This is a genomic window from Guyparkeria sp. TX1, assembly GCF_046523965.1.
Classification (GTDB): domain Bacteria; phylum Pseudomonadota; class Gammaproteobacteria; order Halothiobacillales; family Halothiobacillaceae; genus Guyparkeria.
This window is the reverse complement of sequence record NZ_CP144142.1, coordinates 1774069-1790159: the sequence shown is the minus strand read 5'-3', so window position 1 is coordinate 1790159 and position 16091 is coordinate 1774069. Positions and strand designations below refer to the sequence as shown.

Genomic DNA, 16091 nt, shown 5'->3' with positions numbered 1-16091 from the left:
TCGTGCAGACCTTCCCTCGGCGACCCGGATCCTTCCGGGTGTTTTTTCGCCGGGTGCAGGGAGGCCGAAAAGGCTCGCCAACAACACGAGCGACTCGGAATCGCTTTCCGGTCGTAATCGATTGACGGACAACCATCCAGGAGTACGACGTAACAATGGCTGATTCTCCCTCCAACCCGGCAAGGCGCCGGTTCCTGACCGGCGCGGCGACGGCGGTTGGCGCGGTGGGCGTCGGCTTTGCCGCCGTGCCGTTCTTGAGTTCCTTCCAGCCCAGCGCCAAGGCCGAGGCCGCCGGCGCGCCGGTCGACGTGAACATCGGCAAGCTCTCCCCCGGCCAGATGACGACCGTCGCCTGGCGTGGCAAGCCCGTCTATGTCGTGAATCGCACCGAGCGCATGCTCGAATCCCTGCCCGAGATGGACGATCGTCTGCGCGACCCCAACTCCGAGGTGGTCACCCAGCAGCCCGAGTTCGCGGCCAACCCGTACCGGGCGCGCAAGGAACACGAGCGTTACCTCGTCATTGTCGGTCTGTGCACGCACCTCGGTTGCGCGCCGACGTACCGACCGGAAGTCGCCCCGGCTGATCTGGGCGACGACTGGCAGGGAGGCTTTTTCTGCCCGTGCCACGGATCGAAGTTCGATATCTCCGGTCGCGTCTACAAGGGTGTTCCGGCGCCGACCAACCTGGAGGTTCCGCAGTACGTGTACGTCACCGATGAAATCATCCGCGTCGGCGGCTCCGAGGAGGACGTAGCATGATCAAGTCCCTGGGAAAATGGGTGGATGACCGCCTGCCGGTGTCGCATTTCTGGAATGCCCACCTGGCGAAGTACTACGTCCCCCACAACTTCAACTTCTGGTACTACTTCGGCTCGCTGCTGCTGGTCGTCTTCGTCCTGCAAATCGTCACCGGCATTTGGCTGACGATGAGCTACAAGCCGTCGGCCGACGATGCCTTCGCGTCGGTCGAGTACATCATGCGTGATGTCGAGTGGGGCTGGCTGCTCCGCTACCTGCATTCCACCGGCGCCTCGTTCTTCTTCATTGCCGTCTACCTGCATATCTTCCGCGGGATGATGTACGGCAGTTACAAGAAGCCGCGCGAGCTGATCTGGATTTTCGGGGTCCTGATCCTGCTGGTGCTGATGGCCGAGGCCTTCATGGGCTACCTGCTGCCATGGGGCCAGATGTCCTACTGGGGCGCGCAGGTGATCATTTCCCTGTTCAGTTCGGTCCCGGTGATCGGCCCGGATCTTGCGCTGTGGATTCGTGGTGACTACGTCGTCTCCGACGCCACCCTGAACCGGTTCTTCGCCCTGCACGTGATCGCGCTGCCGCTAGTGCTGCTCTTCCTGATCGGTGGTCACATCATGGCCCTGCACGAGGTCGGATCGAACAACCCGGACGGCGTGGACATCAAAGAGAACAAGGACGACACCGGCAAGCCGGTCGACGGCATCCCGTTCCATCCGTATTACACCGTCAAGGACCTGTTCGGCCTGGGCGTGTTCATGTTCATCTTTGCCGCCGTGCTGTTCTACTGGCCGGATGGCGGTGGTCTGTTCCTCGAGCATCCGAACTTTACGCCGGCCGATCCGCTCAAGACGCCGGAGCACATCGCCCCGGTCTGGTACTTCGCGCCGCACTACGCGATCCTGCGCGCCGTGCCGGACAAGTTCCTGGGCGTCGTCGCGATGACAGTTGCCATCCTAATTCTGTTCGTGCTGCCGTGGATCGATCGCAACCGAACCCGGTCCATCCGCTACCGCTCGACGGCGTTCAAGGTGAACCTGTTCGCGTTCGCCGCCGCGTTCATCGGGCTTGGCTATCTGGGCACCCAGCCGCCGACCACGCTCGGCACCCTGGCTTCCCAGCTGCTGTCTGCCGTGTATTTCGGCTTCTTCGTCGCGGTGTATTTCATCAGCCGTCGTGAACGTACCCAGCCCGTGCCGGAGCGCCTGCAATGATCCGTATTACGTTTTTTCTCTGTCTGATCGGCCTGCTGGCTGCGCCGAATGCCAAGGCGGCCAGCAGCAACTACCCGCTCGAGGATGCCGAGGTCGACCTTGGCGACAAGGCCTCCCTGTACCGTGGCGCACAGACGTTCATGGATAGCTGCGCGAGCTGCCACGGGGCCAAGATGATGCGGTTCGGCCGCATTGGCGACGATTTGGGTCTTTCCGAAGAACAGTTGGCCGCACTGATGCCCGACGAGTTCACCAAGCCGGGTGATGTCATCACAACCAACATGCCCGCGGAATACGCCCAGGAGGCTTTCGGCATCGTGCCGCCGGACCTCACGTTGACGGCTCGCGTGAATGGCGGCGACTGGCTTTACACGTACCTGACGACCTTCTACGCCGACCCGGACACGGCGTGGGGTGTAAACAACGCAGTATTCCCCGATGTCGGCATGCCGCACGTACTGGCCGCCGAACAGGGGCTTCTCCAGCCGGTTTACGAGACCGAAGGCGAGGGCGAGGACGCCAAGCGTCGCCTGGTCGGGCTGGAGTCGCCGGAGCGTCCGGGCGCGCTTTCGGAGGAAGAGTTCGAGCAGAAGATGCGCGACCTGACGGCCTTCATGGTGTACATGTCCGAGCCGGCCGCACTGCTGCGCGCACATTACGGGCCGTACGTGCTGGCCTTCCTGTTTATCTTCACGCTGGTGATGTACTTGCTGAAGAAGGAATATTGGCGCGACATCAAGCACTGAATCGGCGCCAACGAGCGGTCAGGTAGACGCTCGAACCACCGATGAACCCGGCCCCGAGGCCGGGTTTTTGTTATGATGCCGTTTTAACCATTGCACCACGGGAGGCGCCAATGGCGACCGTCAATCGTCGTTCGGTCATGACCTTGTTCACCAGCCCGGACTCGCCGGACTGCCACCGAACCCGCATTGTTCTCGCGGAGAAGGAGCTGACCGCCGAGATCATCGACCTGTCGGAGCAGGAGCCGCCGGAAGATTTCCACGACCTGTCGCCGGAAGGCACGGTGCCTGTACTGGCCGATCGTGACCTCGTGCTGACCAACGCGCGGGTCATCATGGAGTACCTCGACGAGCGCTTCCCGCACCCGCCGCTGATGCCGGTTGACCCGGTGAGCCGCGCCAAGGTCCGCACCGCGCTCTACCGGATCGAGAAGGACTGGTACGGTTTGCTGCCTGAATTTGAGCGCGGCGAGAAGACTGTCGCTCGTGCCCGCAAGCAACTGAAGGAAGAACTGTTGTCGGCCGCCCCGATCTTCTCGGCCATGCCTTTCTTCATGAGCGAGGAATTCTCGCTGGCTGACGTCACCTTGGCAGCACTGCTCTGGTACCTGCCGAAGTACGGTATCGAGCTCTCCGGCCCCGGCGCCAAACCGATCCTGGATTATATGGATCGGGTGTTCAGCCGTCCGACGTTCCAGGCAAGCCTCACCGAAGTCGAACGCGAGATGCGCGGCTGATTGACGGTTCCTCCCAAGGACTGGCACGCCGCCCTGACTGCCCGAACGTTCCAGCTTGGAACAGGGCGTTTGCGGTGGCGCCGGTTGCTTAACCGGGTGCCTTTCATCAGTGCGGACCGAGCCACGCCGAATCGCCATTCCATTCGTGCAGAGGTTTCTTAATGCTCTCGAAGCGTCCTTACCTCGTTCCTGCCTTCTATGATTGGATTCTCGATCAGGGACACACGCCTCACCTGGTAGTGAATGCCGATGCCGAGGAGGTGATGGTGCCGACACAGTTCGTTGAAGACGGTCACATTCAGCTCAATATCAGCCCCTCAGCGGTGCGTGATTTCCACATGGATCGCGTGGGGATCTCGTTCGAGGCGCGTTTCGGTGGTCAACCCGAGCGGGTATTCGTCCCCATGCACGCGGTGCGCGCGATTGTCGATCGTGACTCTGGGCAGGGGGCGACCTTCCCGGACGAACCGGAAGAGACCTTCCCTCAGTCCGAGGAAGACCGTGAGGGGGCGCCGGCACCGAGGGCCGAGGGCAAGGGGCGTCCTCAGCTGCGTGCCGTCCCGGGTGGAGAGGACGGGGCAGCGGATAAGGGGGCTGCCGATCCCTCGTCCCATGACTCGGACGGCGGATCGGATGCTGATTCAGATGGAGGGGGACCAGACGATGATCCGCCACCGTCGGGTGGCGGTAAGGGTGGCCCGAGCCTCCGAGTAGTCAAGTAGTCGGGTTTTCTTCGGTTGGTACGAAGTTCAGGCAGACGCTGTTTATGCAGTAACGCAGGCCGTTTGGCTGCGGGCCATCGTCGAATACGTGGCCGAGATGGGCGTTGCAGCCGGCGCAGAGGACTTCGGTGCGGATCATGCCGTGGCTGGTATCACTCCGGGTGATTAGCGCCTCGGAACTGGCGGGTTGGAAGAAGCTGGGCCAGCCGGAGCCCGAATCGAACTTGGCATCGCTGACGAACAGCGGACGCCCGCAACAGACACAGTCGAAGCGCCCCGGGCGCTTTTCGTCGTTAAGGGCGCCCGACCACGGTGCTTCCGTGCCGCCAAGGCGACAAACACGGTACTGTTCTTCGCTAAGGGTCTCGCGCCATTGATCAGGTTCGTTGCTCATGCATGCGTTCCGTTTGCTTGTCGGTGTTTGGTTGGTTCATCGTGCCCAGACGATGATAGTCGACCGAATCGCTTGTCAAACGCTATTCGGCGGGAGTTTTGGACGATGAGGCACTTGGCACCGATGTTGTCGGCTTGCTATGATCGCGACTCGATCCTTCACTCAAAGAAACGCGAGTAACCTGTTGAGCATATTAAGGATAGGCAGCCCAAGATGCCCGGAATGACCAAGCCTGCGATCTTCCGTCCCCAGCTTGCCCTGTTGGAGCTGGCATTACTGGTCGTGGCTCTATTGCTGGGCGTCTATCTGCTCGCGTTGCTCAGTTACCATCCGGACGACCCCGCTTTTAGTGTCACTGGCTCCGGTGAAGTGCGCAATGCGGCGGGATTGGTGGGCGCCTGGGTAGCTGACGGCGCGCGTTACCTGGTCGGTTTCGGTGCCTACATGTTGGTGCCGGCCTTATTGCCGCTGTTGTGGCGTACCTTCCGCCGTGCACGGCAGGGTAAGCCTTGGGCAGACCTGCCGTTTGCCATTCAGTGGCTTGGCGTTCTGCTCCTGGTGCTCTGTGTGAGCGTGCTTGCATCGATCAACCATGAGCCCTTGTCGGCACCCACCGGTCTTTCAGCCGGCGGGGTGCTGGGTCTCGTGCTTGCCGAGGGCATGGTTCGCTTGCTGGGCGCGCTGGGTAGTACGTTGGTCCTGCTCGGTCTGATGATGCTTGGCGTCTCTGCCACCACGGGGCTTTCCTGGTTCGCTCTGTTCGATTTGATCGGCGCGACGTTGCTGCGCTTTGTCAATGGCGTGCGGGCAATTTCTGGCTGGATTGTGGCTCGGTTGCCGCTGTCCCGTCGGCCGGGACCCACGCCGATCCCGGAAATCGGGGCGAGTTATGAAGAGGTCGAGCAGCGTCGCAAGAAAACGCCGCCGGCGGAAATCAAGCCTAAGCCCCGGGCCAAGGCCGCGTCGTCGCCGAAACCCACGCCCGCGGCCTCGATCGTCCCGACCAAGAAGAAACCCGGCACGCGGCCGCAGCCGGAACTCGGTACGGCTAATGGGAAGCCCATCCTTGAACTGCTGGACCGCCCCGTCCAGCAGAGCAGTGGCTTTGACAAGAACGACCTGCAACACATGTCGGAGGTCATCGAGGCGCGGCTGTCCGAGTTTGGTGTGGCCGTCGAAGTGGTAGCCGCTCACCCTGGACCGGTTATTACTCGGTTTGAGCTTCAACCGGCCCCGGGAGTCAAGGTCAGCCAGATCTCGAACCTTGCCAAGGATCTGGCTCGTGCCTTGTCGATTATCTCGGTCCGTGTAGTCGAGGTTATTCCTGGCAAGTCGACCGTGGGGCTGGAAATCCCCAACACGGCACGCGAGATCATCGCGCTGCGTGAACTGCTCGAGTCCCGCCGCTACCGGGAGGCGCGTTCTGCGCTGACCGTGGCGTTGGGCAAGGACATCGGCGGTGAACCGATCATGGCGGATCTAGGCCGCATGCCGCACTTGCTGGTAGCGGGGACCACCGGTTCGGGCAAGTCGGTGGGGGTCAACGCCATGATCCTGAGCCTGCTCTACAAGGCGACCGCCGAGGAAGTCCGGCTGATCCTGATTGATCCGAAGATGCTGGAATTGTCTGTCTACGAGGGCATCCCGCACCTGCTGGCCCCCGTGGTCACCGACATGAAGGAGGCATCGAATGCCCTGCGTTGGGCGGTTGGCGAGATGGAACGCCGCTATCGGCTGATGGCCAAGCTTGGCGTGCGAAACATCGCGGGCGCCAACGAGAAGATCCGCGAGGCGATTGCCCGGGGCGAGCCGATCAAGGACCCGTTCTACGATCACGCCCAGGCCTTCGATCCGGACTTGCCGCCACCAACCCTTGAGCCGATGCCCTATCTCGTGATCGTGGTCGACGAGTTTGCCGACATGATGATGGTCGTCGGCAAGAAGGTAGAGGAATTGATCGCGCGCCTGGCCCAGAAGGCTCGCGCCGCCGGCATCCACCTGATCCTCGCCACCCAGCGGCCCTCGGTGGATGTGATTACGGGCCTGATCAAGGCCAACATCCCCACCCGTATCGCCTTCCAGGTTTCCTCCAAGGTGGATTCCCGCACGATTCTTGACCAGATGGGCGCCGAGCAGTTGCTCGGACACGGTGACATGCTCTATCTCCCGCCGGGCAGCGGCATGCCGATGCGGGTTCACGGCGCCTTCGTCGGGGACGAAGAGGTGCATCGCGTGGTCGAGGCGCTCAAGACCCTTGGCGAGCCTGAGTACGTTGACGAAGTGCTCTCCGAGGACACTGCCGCCAATGTGACCTTGCCCGGTGAAAAGCCGGTGCGGGCCGATGGCGAGGAGATCGACGAGTTGTACGATCAGGCGGTCGCGATCGTCACCGAGTCCCGCAAGGCCTCGATTTCCTACGTCCAGCGCCGCCTCAAGATCGGCTACAACCGTTCGGCGCGGCTGGTTGAGCAGATGGAAGCCGATGGCGTTGTCGGTGCACTGGGCTCCAATGGCAGCCGTGAAGTGATCGCACCTCCGCCGCCGAAATAGGTCCGTATTCGGGCAGTTTCAAGCGATTCGTATATACGGGTTGGAACCCGGCCGTACGCCGGGCGTCGAATCGGTCCCACCCACGACCTGGTGATTCATGAACAGACATTATTTTCGCAACAGCGGTTTTCTTGCCGCGTTGGCTTTTCTGACCACCGCACTGTTCTCGCCGTTGGCTCTTGCCACACCACCGGAAGATGTTGATGCGCTGGTCAAACAGCTGGCCGATATCGAGACATTGTCAGCGGATTTCGCCCAGGAGCGGCGTGACGCCAAGGGCGAAGTACGTCGTGAATCGTCGGGTACGTTCGTGCTCAAGCGCCCGGGGCGGTTCTTCTGGCGATACGAAACCCCGTACGTGCAGGAACTCATCGCGAACGACGGAACGCTCTGGGTCTACGAACCCGATCTGCGACAGGCCAGCCGTTCGCCCTTGTCGGCGACCGATGGCGCACCCATCGCGATCCTGACTGGTGAACGGCCGATCACCGAGGTCTTTCGCGTTCGCCCCCTCGAAGGTGAGGGCGACTTGAAGTGGTTCGCTTTGCGTCCCCTGGACGAGCAAGGCGACTTCCGCGAGGTCCTCCTGGGCGTCGACGAGCGGGGCATCCGCGAAATGCGCTTTATCGACCAGCTCGATCAGACCACCCGGGTGTCCTTTGAGTCCCGTCGTTTCAACCAACCGGTGGACGAGTCGACCTTCCGTTTCGAGGCCCCCGAGGGCGTGGACGTGGTCGAGGCCCGCGAGCCACCGGCCATCCAGTGAGGCTGACGTGATCGTCACCGTGGTGCTCATAGATATGGTCGCAAGGTGGGCGAGTTGAGTTCGCAGGACGATCTGTTCGGTGTCGAGGAAACGGAGCCTCGGGGCGAGCCCCCCTCGGTCTATCGGCCACTGGCCGACCGCCTGCGGCCAAGTCATGTCGATGAATTTGCTGGGCAGGTGCGCGTGGTGGGCGAATCGGCGCCGTTGCGTATGGCGATGGAAAAGCGCCAGGCCCATTCCTGCCTGCTCTGGGGGCCTCCCGGCGTAGGCAAGACCACGCTGGCCGGTCTCTACGCCGAGCGTCTGCAAGCAGAAATCGTCTACATGTCTGCAGTCGAGGCGGGGGTGCGTGAACTGCGGGCCGTCATACAGGCGGCGCGTGAACGGCGTCAGTCTTCAGGGCGTCTCACCGTCCTCTTTCTCGATGAAATCCACCGGTTCAACAAGTCGCAACAGGACCAATTGCTTCCTTCGGTGGAGCGGGGCGTGTTGGTCCTGGTCGGCGCGACCACCGAGAACCCCTCATTTTCGTTGAACAATGCGTTGCTCTCTCGGCTGCGGGTCTACCGCCTGCAGCCACTGGACGATGCGGCGATGCATGCCTTGCTTGACCGGGCGTTGACGCACCCTGAGGGTGTGCGGGAAACGACGGGTGGGCTGCCGTTGGTGATGGAGCCCGCCATCGCCGATCGACTGGTGGCCGCAGCTGACGGGGATGCGCGACGACTGCTCACCCTGCTGGAATTGGCCGCGCAACTCGCCGGAGATAATAGCGACGGAACGGCACGCGAGGTGGGCGAAGAGACGCTCGAGGCGCTCCTGAGTCAGTCACCGCGGCGTTTCGACCAGGGTGGAGACGAGTTCTACGATCAGATATCGGCCATGCACAAGGCGATCCGCGGGTCGAATCCGGATGCCGGGGCGTACTGGCTGCTGCGCATGCTCGATGGCGGGGCCGACCCGTCATACCTGGCCCGTCGACTGGTTCGCATTGCCTCCGAGGATATCGGCAATGCCGATCCGCGCGCGTTGACCATGGCGCTGGATGCCTGGACGGCCTTTGATCGTCTCGGTGTGCCCGAAGGCGAGCTGATGCTCACCCAGGCTGCCATGTACCTGGCCGTCGCCCCCAAGAGCAATGCCGTGTACACCGCGCACAAGGCGTTACTGGCCACGGTCAAGCAACGTGGCACCGACCCCGTGCCGATGCACCTGCGCAACGCACCCACGGCCCTCATGGAACGCGAGGGCTGGGGAAAAGGGTATCGCTATGCCCACGATGAGCCGGAGGCCTATGCCGCCGGTGAGACCTACCTGCCCGACGGACTGGTTGGCGAGCGATTCTACGCACCGGTCGAACGCGGCCTGGAACGCAGCATCGCCGAGCGGATGCGGTATTGGGACGAACTCGACGACCAGGCCAGCGAGAAACGGGCCCCGGCGTCGTCCGACTCCGCATCCGGCTAAAGGGCCCCGGACCACGACCTCAGCGGTAGGCAATCCCCTCGATAGCCAGCAATCGTGCCTTGATGCGCGTGCCCTGCGCGTAACCACCCAAGCCGTGATTCGCCGCTAGCACGCGGTGACACGGGATCAGTGGTGCCCAAGGGTTGGCGCCCACCGCCTGACCCACGGCCCGCGCGGCCCCCGGCCGGCCCACCTGCTGGGCAAGTTCGCCGTAACCGATCGACTGCCCCCATGGCACTCGGCACAATGCCGACCACACCGACCGCTGGAATGCAGTTCCTACCCTGGGAAAGCCTGGGTGGGTCGTCCAGTCGAATCGGTTGTCGATACGTGTAGGCCAGCCGCTGAGCTCCCGCCCGACGTCGGTGTATTCGGATGGTAGGGCGCGATTGGGCTTCGGGGCGTCGACCGGGCCTTCTTCCACCTGCATGCGCGTGAGCACTCCTTCGGTGAATGTCAGCCGCACCCAGAGGTTGCCACCGTATGGTTCATCCGGATGACCGAGGGGAATCAGCGTTTGGTAACTGCCGGCATTCATTACGTATCAGGGGTCGTCAGGCCGGTGCCTTCTTCCGGCGAAAGAGCTTTTCACTGCCGGTTTGCAGCAATTCGAAGAACATCGGGATGAACAGGATTGCCACGTAGGTCGCCAGGATCATCCCGCCCACGATCGGCGTGCCCAGCGAATTGCGTGCCGCCTCGCCCGCGCCGGTCGCCAACGCCAGCGGCAGCACGCCCAGGATGAAGGCCATCGAGGTCATGATCACGGGCCGGAAACGGATGCGAGCGGCCTTGAGTGCAGCGTCCTTGATCGACAGGCCTTCCTCGGTGTGCATCTTGGAGGCGAACTCGACCACCAGGATGGCGTTCTTCGCCGACATCGCGATCAACACCAACATGCCGACCTGGAAGTAGATGTCGATGTTCAAGTCACGCATCCAGATGGCGATCAGCGCGCCGAGCACGGCGAACGGCACGGCGGTGATCACGGCAAAGGGCAGGGACCAACGCTCGTACTGCGCGGCGAGGATCAGGAACACCATGATCACACCCAGCAAGAAGGCGATCGCGCCGGCGGAGCCACTGGAAAGCTCCTGGAACGCCGACCCGACCCAGCCCAGGGTGTAATCACCGCCGCCGAGCGCTTGGTCGATGACTTCCTGCATGGCGATCAAGGCCTGGCCCGAGGAGTATCCCTCGGCCGCACTGCCCATGATCTTGGCGGATGGGAAAATGTTGAAGCGATCGATCACGTCCGCCCCGGTGGTACGGGTCAGGGTGACCACCGAGCTGATCGGCACCAGTTGTTGATCACCGCTGCGTACGAAGACGTTTTCCAGATCCTGAGGATCGGCGCGGAACTCGGCATCTGCCGCCATATTGACCTGGAAATTACGGCCAAACAGCGTGAAGTCGTTGATGTAACGAGTGCCGAAGGTGCCTTGCATGGTGCGGAAGACCGCCGCGACCGGCACGTCGAGCGCGTAGGCCTGCTCCCGGTCCACGTCCATGCGGAACTGCGGGGTGTTGTCTACGAAAGTGGTGCGTACCCCTGCCAGTTCCGGTCGCTTGTTGGCGGCGGCGACCAAGGCGTTAGCGGCCTCGGCGAGCGCCTTGACGTCGGCCGAGCCGCGCTGCTGCAGATAGGCCTCGAAGCCACCTGTGGTCGACATGCCACGGATCGGCGGCGGCACGAACGCCATGATCATGCCTTCCTCGATCTGGGTTCCCGCGCCCATGGCCTTCTTGACCGTCGTTTGGACGCTTTGCTCGTCGTCGGGGCGCTCCGACCAGTCCTTGAGCCGCGTGAAGGCCACCCCCTTGTAGGGGCGCTGCGTGCCGGCGAGAAGATCGAAGCCGGCGAAGGCGACCTGCATCTGCACGTCAGGGTTCTCGCGGATCATCGCCGAGTACTCGTCCCGCACTTCCCCCGTGCGAGAGAGGCTCGCCGCCGGGTCCAGATTCAACGTAGAGATGAAGTAGCCCGGGTCCTCTTCGGGGACGAGACCGGTCGGGGTGCTACGGAACATCACCACGGCAGCCACCACGACGCCGGCGAAGATCAGCAAGCCGACCGGCCAGGCGACCAGGAAGAAGTGCACGATCTTCATGTAGCCGTCGCGGAAGGCATCGAAGCCCCGGTTAAAGATCCGGAACGGCAGCACCGGCTCCTTCTCCTTGTGATTCTTGAGGAGCAGGGCGGTCATCGACGGGGTGAGCGTCAGGGCGACCACGCCGGAGAGGACCACCGAGATAGACAGGGCCACGGCGAACTGGCGATACATCTCACCGGCAAGCCCCGGGATAAAGGCCACCGGTACGAACACTGCGAGCAACACCAGCGTGGTGGCAACGATTGGCCCAGTCACTTGCTCCATGGCCTTGATCGACGCTTCCCGGGCCTTTAGGCCCTCCTCGCGCATCAGGCGTTCGACGTTCTCGATGACGATGATTGCATCGTCCACGACGATGCCGATTGCCAACACAAAGCCGAACAGGGTCAGCAGGTTGATGGACATGCCGCTCAGGAACAGGCCGGCCAGCGCGCCGATCAGGGCGACCGGTATGGCAATCAGCGGCACGATGGTCGCGCGTGGTTTCTGCAGGAAGATGAAGATCACTAGGGTGACCAGGATCAGTGCCTCGACGAATACCTTGAGCACTTCCTTGATCGAGATACGCACGAAGTCGGTGGTATCCAGCGGAATCTCGTAGCCCATGTCGCCCGGGAATCGCTCGGAGAGTTCTGCCATCTCCTCACGCACCTGGGCCACGGTTTCGAGGGCATTCGCGCCCGGGGCGAGATAGATCCCCATCGGGACGGTGGGCGCGCCGTTATAGGTGGCATTGAAGCCGTAGCGCTGCGACCCGAGTTCAACCTCGGCCACGTCGCTCAGGCGCAGGGTCCCGCCGTCCTCGGACGAGGCGAGGATGATGTTCTGGAATTCCTCGACGTCGGAAAAACGCCCCTGTGAGGTGATGGTGTAGGTGAACGCCTCGCCTTCCTTGTTGGGTGAGTCGTTGAACTTGCCGGCGGCAAACTGGGCGTTCTGTTCACGGATCGCCTCGGCGATGTCGTCCTGGGTGAGGTTGAAGTGCGCCAGTTTCGCGGGGTCGAACCAGACCCGGATGGAATAATCCTGCGCACCGAACAGGCGAGCATCGCCGATGCCGGGCACCCGCTTGAGCGAGTCGAGGATGTTGATCAGGCCGTAGTTGCTCAGGAACTTGGTGTCGAACTGCTCGTTTTCGGAGATCAGCGTGATCACCATCAGCAGCGAGCTGCTCTTCTTGTTCACCACCACGCCCTGGTCCCGCACTTCCTGCGGTAGCTGGGGCAGGGCGCGCTGGACACGGTTGTTGACGTCGATAGTCGCCTGATCGGGGTCGGTACCGGTGGCGAAGGTCACCGAGAGGTTCATCGTGCCCGCATCCGAACTGCCCGACGTCATGTAGAGCATGTCGTCGACGCCGTTGATGGCCTGCTCGAGTGGCGCGGCGACGGACTCGGCCAGAGTGCCGGCGTCGGCGCCGGCATACGTGGCACTCACCTCGACCTCGGGAGGCACGATCTCCGGGTACTGCTCGACGGGCAGCCCGGTGAACGCAGCCCCGCCGGCGATCATGATCACGATCGCCAGGACGGTGGAGAAGATCGGGCGGTCAATGAAGAACTTGGAAAACATCGGTGGTCTCCGATGCCCTCGTCGACGAGGGCGTCACGGGCGGGTAGGGTTCGACGGACTGCAGGTGACGATCAGTCGTCCTTGCTTTCACTCGGGTCTTGCGGGTCGACCGGCGCGCCCGGGCGCACCTTGAGCAGTCCGTCGATCACCAACCGATCGCCCGGCTCAAGACCGGACAGGATAATGCGTCCCTGGTCGCTCATCGGACCGAGCTCCACGCGGCGCTGGGCGGCCTTGTTCTCGTCGTCGATGACGTAGACCACCGTGCTATTGGGCTCTGCACCAGTGCCGATAGCGGTTTCCGGGATGATCACCGCGTCCTCGACCTCGTCGACCTTCAAGCGGACCCGGACGTAACGGTTCGGTCGCAGGACATCCCCGGGGTTGTCGAATACGCCGCGCAACTCGATCGAGTTGGTGCCGCGTTCGATGCTCGCCGAGCGATAATCGAGATTGCCGCTGATCGTTTCACCCTCGGGCCCGGTGATACCGGCGATCTCGGCGGGCGTGGTCCGCTCGGGGGACGGGTTGAGGGCGGTCGTGTCGGCGAACGGATCGTCAACCGGGTAGGAGAGCGTCACCTGGATGGGGTCGATTTCCTCGATGCTGACCAGTCGGTCACCGACGCTGATCAGGTTGCCGGGATCGACGGCACGACGACTGGTGATGCCCGGGATCGGCGCCGATACTGACGTGTAGTCAAGATCAATCTGCGCCGATTCGAGCTGTGCCTCGGCCACCTGGACGGCGGACTGGGCGGTTTCGAGTGCCGAGCGGGCATCATCCCGCTGCTTCTCGCTTGCAACCCCACGATCGAACAGGGAACTGATCCGGCGCCAGTCGCGCTGGGCAGCGGCCAATGTTGCCCGCGCCGAGCTCAGGTCAGCCTCGGCCTCGTTGACCGCGGCGCGGAACGGACGGTCGTCGATTTGGAAGAGGGCGTCCCCCGCCTCGACACGAGCCCCCTCGACGTAATCTCGAGACTCGAGAATACCGTTCACCTGGGCGCGGACGTCGACAAAGCGGTTTGCCTCGGTCTGACCAGTGTATTCCTTGTAAACGGACGCGCTGCTCGGCTCGATCTGGATGACCGGCACCTTGGGTGGCGGTTGGTCACCCTGTTGAGCCTTGGCGGGTAGGCTGGTGGCCAGCAAGAGGGCTGCCGGAACCACCGCAGCAACCAGTCGGCGAGTGGTGAGTGTGGAAAGGGCGCGGATCGAGGACATGGGTGATGTACCGTGTCGGCGACAGGTCGGGCCTGCCATGGGTAGGAGCACGTCAATCCGGCGGACGCCAGCAAGGCAGCCGCGGGAAAAAGGTAGTGTACTAATGAATTCGCTCGCCAGCAATCTAGGGAACGCCTGCGGCGGCGGGATGTCGCGCCGGGGAGCCTTGAACTTAGGCTAAGCTGGGCGGGAATTCACGTACGGAGGCTCGATCGTGAGCGAGACCATCTTCAGCAAGATCATCAATCGCGAGATTCCGGCGGATATCGTGTTCGAGAACGACCGCATACTGGCGTTTCGAGACATCAATCCCCAGGCGCCGGTACATGTGCTGATCATCCCGAAAAAGTCGATTCCGACGGTGAATGACATCTCGCCGGAGGATGCGCCGCTGGTAGGAGAGCTGTTCGTTGTTGCCCATGAGCTTGCCGCCCAGGAAGGTATCGACGAGTCGGGCTACCGCACGGTGTTCAACTGCAACCGTGACGGGGGACAGGAGGTCTACCACCTGCACCTGCATCTGCTTGGCGGGCGCGCGATGCAGTGGCCACCGGGCTGAACTGCACCCGGCCGGGGTTTAACCGTTCACCTGGGGAACCGCTGCACGATTCGATAGCGTCTCTGCGGGCCGCCAAGGGCTCAGTTGCAAGGCGCAGTTCGCCGTGAATGGCGGGGTCCTTCACAAGGACTGTAACGCCGCAAATGGGCCCTTGGCGGCCCGCCCGTATGGGGCTCGCGGGTTTGGCCGTACTCGGCGTTGCCGCCCCTCGCCGGGCAATGAGCCCGCCTTCGGCACGGCGCCTTGATTGCGAACAAACCCGCCAGCCAGAGGCGCCATCGAATCGTGCAGCGGTTCCCTAGCGCATCGCCTGGTATTGGGCCAAGCGGCGCTCGAGAACGTCACCATCCGCCACGGCCGCACGCACCGCGCACCCGGGTTCGTTGATGTGACGACAGTCGTTGAAACGGCAGTAGGCCGACGCGGCGTGGATCTCGGGAAAACCCTCTTCCAGGGCGGCTGAGGGCACTTCCTCGACCGGGAAATCCCGCACACCGGGGGCGTCGATCAGCCCACCCTCGCCATCCGGAAACCGGTAGAGCGTGCTGGCACGCGTGGTGTGGGTGCCTTCGCGGTTGAACGTCGAGATTTCGCCGATAGCCGCCTGATCGGCACTGGGGGTGACCTCCCGCGACAAGGACGTCTTGCCCACCCCTGACAACCCAACCATCAGCGTGATTTGTTCATGGAGCCGGCTGCGAAGTGCCTCGATGCCCTCGCCGGACTTCACCGAGGTACGAATGACCTCGAAACCCAGCGACTCCCACAGGGCGATGTTTTCCTCGATGCTGCGGCGCTCGCCGGCGGGCAGGCCGGGCAAGAGATCGACCTTGTTGAGCACGATCACAGGCGTGGCTGGCAGGGCAAAAACGGCCACCAGGGTGCGTTCGACCACGTCCGGGTTCATCCAGGGCAACACCGAGGTGATGACCAGCACCTGGTCGATATTGGCGGCCATCATCTTCTTTTTGCCGTAGGCGTCCGGACGGATCAGCAGGTTCCGGCGGTCCTCGCGCTGCTCGATCATCACGTTACCTTGCTCGTCGCAGTGCCAGCGGATGCGGTCGCCCGTGGTCAGGCGACCCACCGTCCGCCGGGCGCGACCACGGTGAAGCTGGTGATCACTGTCCTCGATCAACAGGTCATGGCCGTGATGGGTCACCACGATGCCCGGAGAGAGCGAGGTCTCGGCCTGGTCATCGACGCGCCGCCGGCGGTCGATATGCCGTTGCTGCTGTTTGCTCAGGCGAATCTTTCGAGTCATGCCGCTAG

Annotated in this window: 14 protein-coding genes; 9 read left to right on the top strand and 5 right to left on the bottom strand. The window is 62.9% G+C overall.

Annotated elements, in window-relative coordinates:
- The first annotated feature begins 155 nt into the window (after positions 1 to 155).
- The 5 genes from petA to VWP12_RS08340 all read left to right on the top strand — a co-directional run bounded on the left by petA (position 156) and on the right by VWP12_RS08340 (position 4171).
- The gene (petA, locus tag VWP12_RS08360) at positions 156 to 761 is read left to right on the top strand and encodes a ubiquinol-cytochrome c reductase iron-sulfur subunit (RefSeq protein WP_125199176.1); all 606 of its coding nucleotides are present in this window, start codon (positions 156 to 158) and stop codon (positions 759 to 761) included.
- Positions 758 to 1969 carry a cytochrome b gene (locus VWP12_RS08355; protein WP_125199175.1) on the top strand — a complete coding sequence of 404 codons (1212 nt, stop codon included), beginning with the start codon at positions 758 to 760 and terminating at the stop codon, positions 1967 to 1969. The genes petA and VWP12_RS08355 overlap by 4 nt, the downstream gene beginning before the upstream one ends.
- Positions 1966 to 2715, top strand: coding sequence for a cytochrome c1 (locus tag VWP12_RS08350; protein ID WP_125199174.1), 750 nt, complete (start codon positions 1966 to 1968; stop codon positions 2713 to 2715). The genes VWP12_RS08355 and VWP12_RS08350 overlap by 4 nt, the downstream gene beginning before the upstream one ends.
- Before the next feature lie 110 nt (positions 2716 to 2825).
- A complete protein-coding gene (locus tag VWP12_RS08345; protein ID WP_125199192.1) occupies positions 2826 to 3449 on the top strand; it encodes a glutathione S-transferase N-terminal domain-containing protein in 624 nt (207 codons plus the stop codon).
- Between the two features lie 161 nt (positions 3450 to 3610).
- The gene (locus VWP12_RS08340) at positions 3611 to 4171 is read left to right on the top strand and encodes a ClpXP protease specificity-enhancing factor (protein WP_410473746.1); all 561 of its coding nucleotides are present in this window, start codon (positions 3611 to 3613) and stop codon (positions 4169 to 4171) included.
- Here VWP12_RS08340 and msrB read toward each other — a convergent pair.
- Positions 4164 to 4565, bottom strand: coding sequence for a peptide-methionine (R)-S-oxide reductase MsrB (gene msrB / locus VWP12_RS08335; protein WP_410473745.1), 402 nt, complete (start codon positions 4563 to 4565; stop codon positions 4164 to 4166). The two genes, VWP12_RS08340 and msrB, sit on opposite strands and share 8 nt — an antisense overlap.
- A gap of 213 nt (positions 4566 to 4778) precedes the next feature.
- On the opposite strand from msrB, the gene VWP12_RS08330 reads away from it, so the two are divergent.
- The 3 genes from VWP12_RS08330 to VWP12_RS08320 all read left to right on the top strand — a co-directional run bounded on the left by VWP12_RS08330 (position 4779) and on the right by VWP12_RS08320 (position 9348).
- Positions 4779 to 7115: a DNA translocase FtsK gene (locus VWP12_RS08330; RefSeq protein ID WP_410473744.1), complete on the top strand. Its 2337-nt coding sequence runs from the start codon at positions 4779 to 4781 to the stop codon at positions 7113 to 7115.
- A 97-nt stretch (positions 7116 to 7212) separates the two neighbouring features.
- Positions 7213 to 7881: an outer membrane lipoprotein chaperone LolA gene (lolA, locus tag VWP12_RS08325; protein WP_410473743.1), complete on the top strand. Its 669-nt coding sequence runs from the start codon at positions 7213 to 7215 to the stop codon at positions 7879 to 7881.
- Positions 7882 to 7935: 54 nt separating this feature from the next.
- On the top strand, positions 7936 to 9348 hold the full coding sequence (locus tag VWP12_RS08320; protein WP_410473742.1) for a replication-associated recombination protein A: 1413 nt from the start codon (positions 7936 to 7938) through the stop codon (positions 9346 to 9348).
- Between the two features lie 19 nt (positions 9349 to 9367).
- Here the strand turns inward: VWP12_RS08320 and VWP12_RS08315 are convergent, their stop codons facing one another.
- The 3 genes from VWP12_RS08315 to VWP12_RS08305 all read right to left on the bottom strand — a co-directional run bounded on the left by VWP12_RS08315 (position 9368) and on the right by VWP12_RS08305 (position 14260).
- The gene (locus VWP12_RS08315; protein WP_410473741.1) at positions 9368 to 9886 is read right to left on the bottom strand and encodes a methylated-DNA--[protein]-cysteine S-methyltransferase; all 519 of its coding nucleotides are present in this window, start codon (positions 9884 to 9886) and stop codon (positions 9368 to 9370) included.
- Between the two features lie 16 nt (positions 9887 to 9902).
- Positions 9903 to 13034: an efflux RND transporter permease subunit gene (locus VWP12_RS08310; protein ID WP_125199168.1), complete on the bottom strand. Its 3132-nt coding sequence runs from the start codon at positions 13032 to 13034 to the stop codon at positions 9903 to 9905.
- Between the two features lie 71 nt (positions 13035 to 13105).
- Positions 13106 to 14260 carry an efflux RND transporter periplasmic adaptor subunit gene (locus VWP12_RS08305; protein WP_410473740.1) on the bottom strand — a complete coding sequence of 385 codons (1155 nt, stop codon included), beginning with the start codon at positions 14258 to 14260 and terminating at the stop codon, positions 13106 to 13108.
- A 214-nt stretch (positions 14261 to 14474) separates the two neighbouring features.
- Between VWP12_RS08305 and VWP12_RS08300 the strand changes: the two genes are divergently transcribed.
- The gene (locus tag VWP12_RS08300; protein ID WP_410473739.1) at positions 14475 to 14819 is read left to right on the top strand and encodes a histidine triad nucleotide-binding protein; all 345 of its coding nucleotides are present in this window, start codon (positions 14475 to 14477) and stop codon (positions 14817 to 14819) included.
- Between the two features lie 298 nt (positions 14820 to 15117).
- Here the strand turns inward: VWP12_RS08300 and rsgA are convergent, their stop codons facing one another.
- Entirely contained in the window at positions 15118 to 16083 is a 966-nt protein-coding gene (gene rsgA, locus VWP12_RS08295; RefSeq protein ID WP_410473738.1) for a ribosome small subunit-dependent GTPase A, read from the bottom strand.
- Positions 16084 to 16091 lie beyond the last annotated feature (8 nt).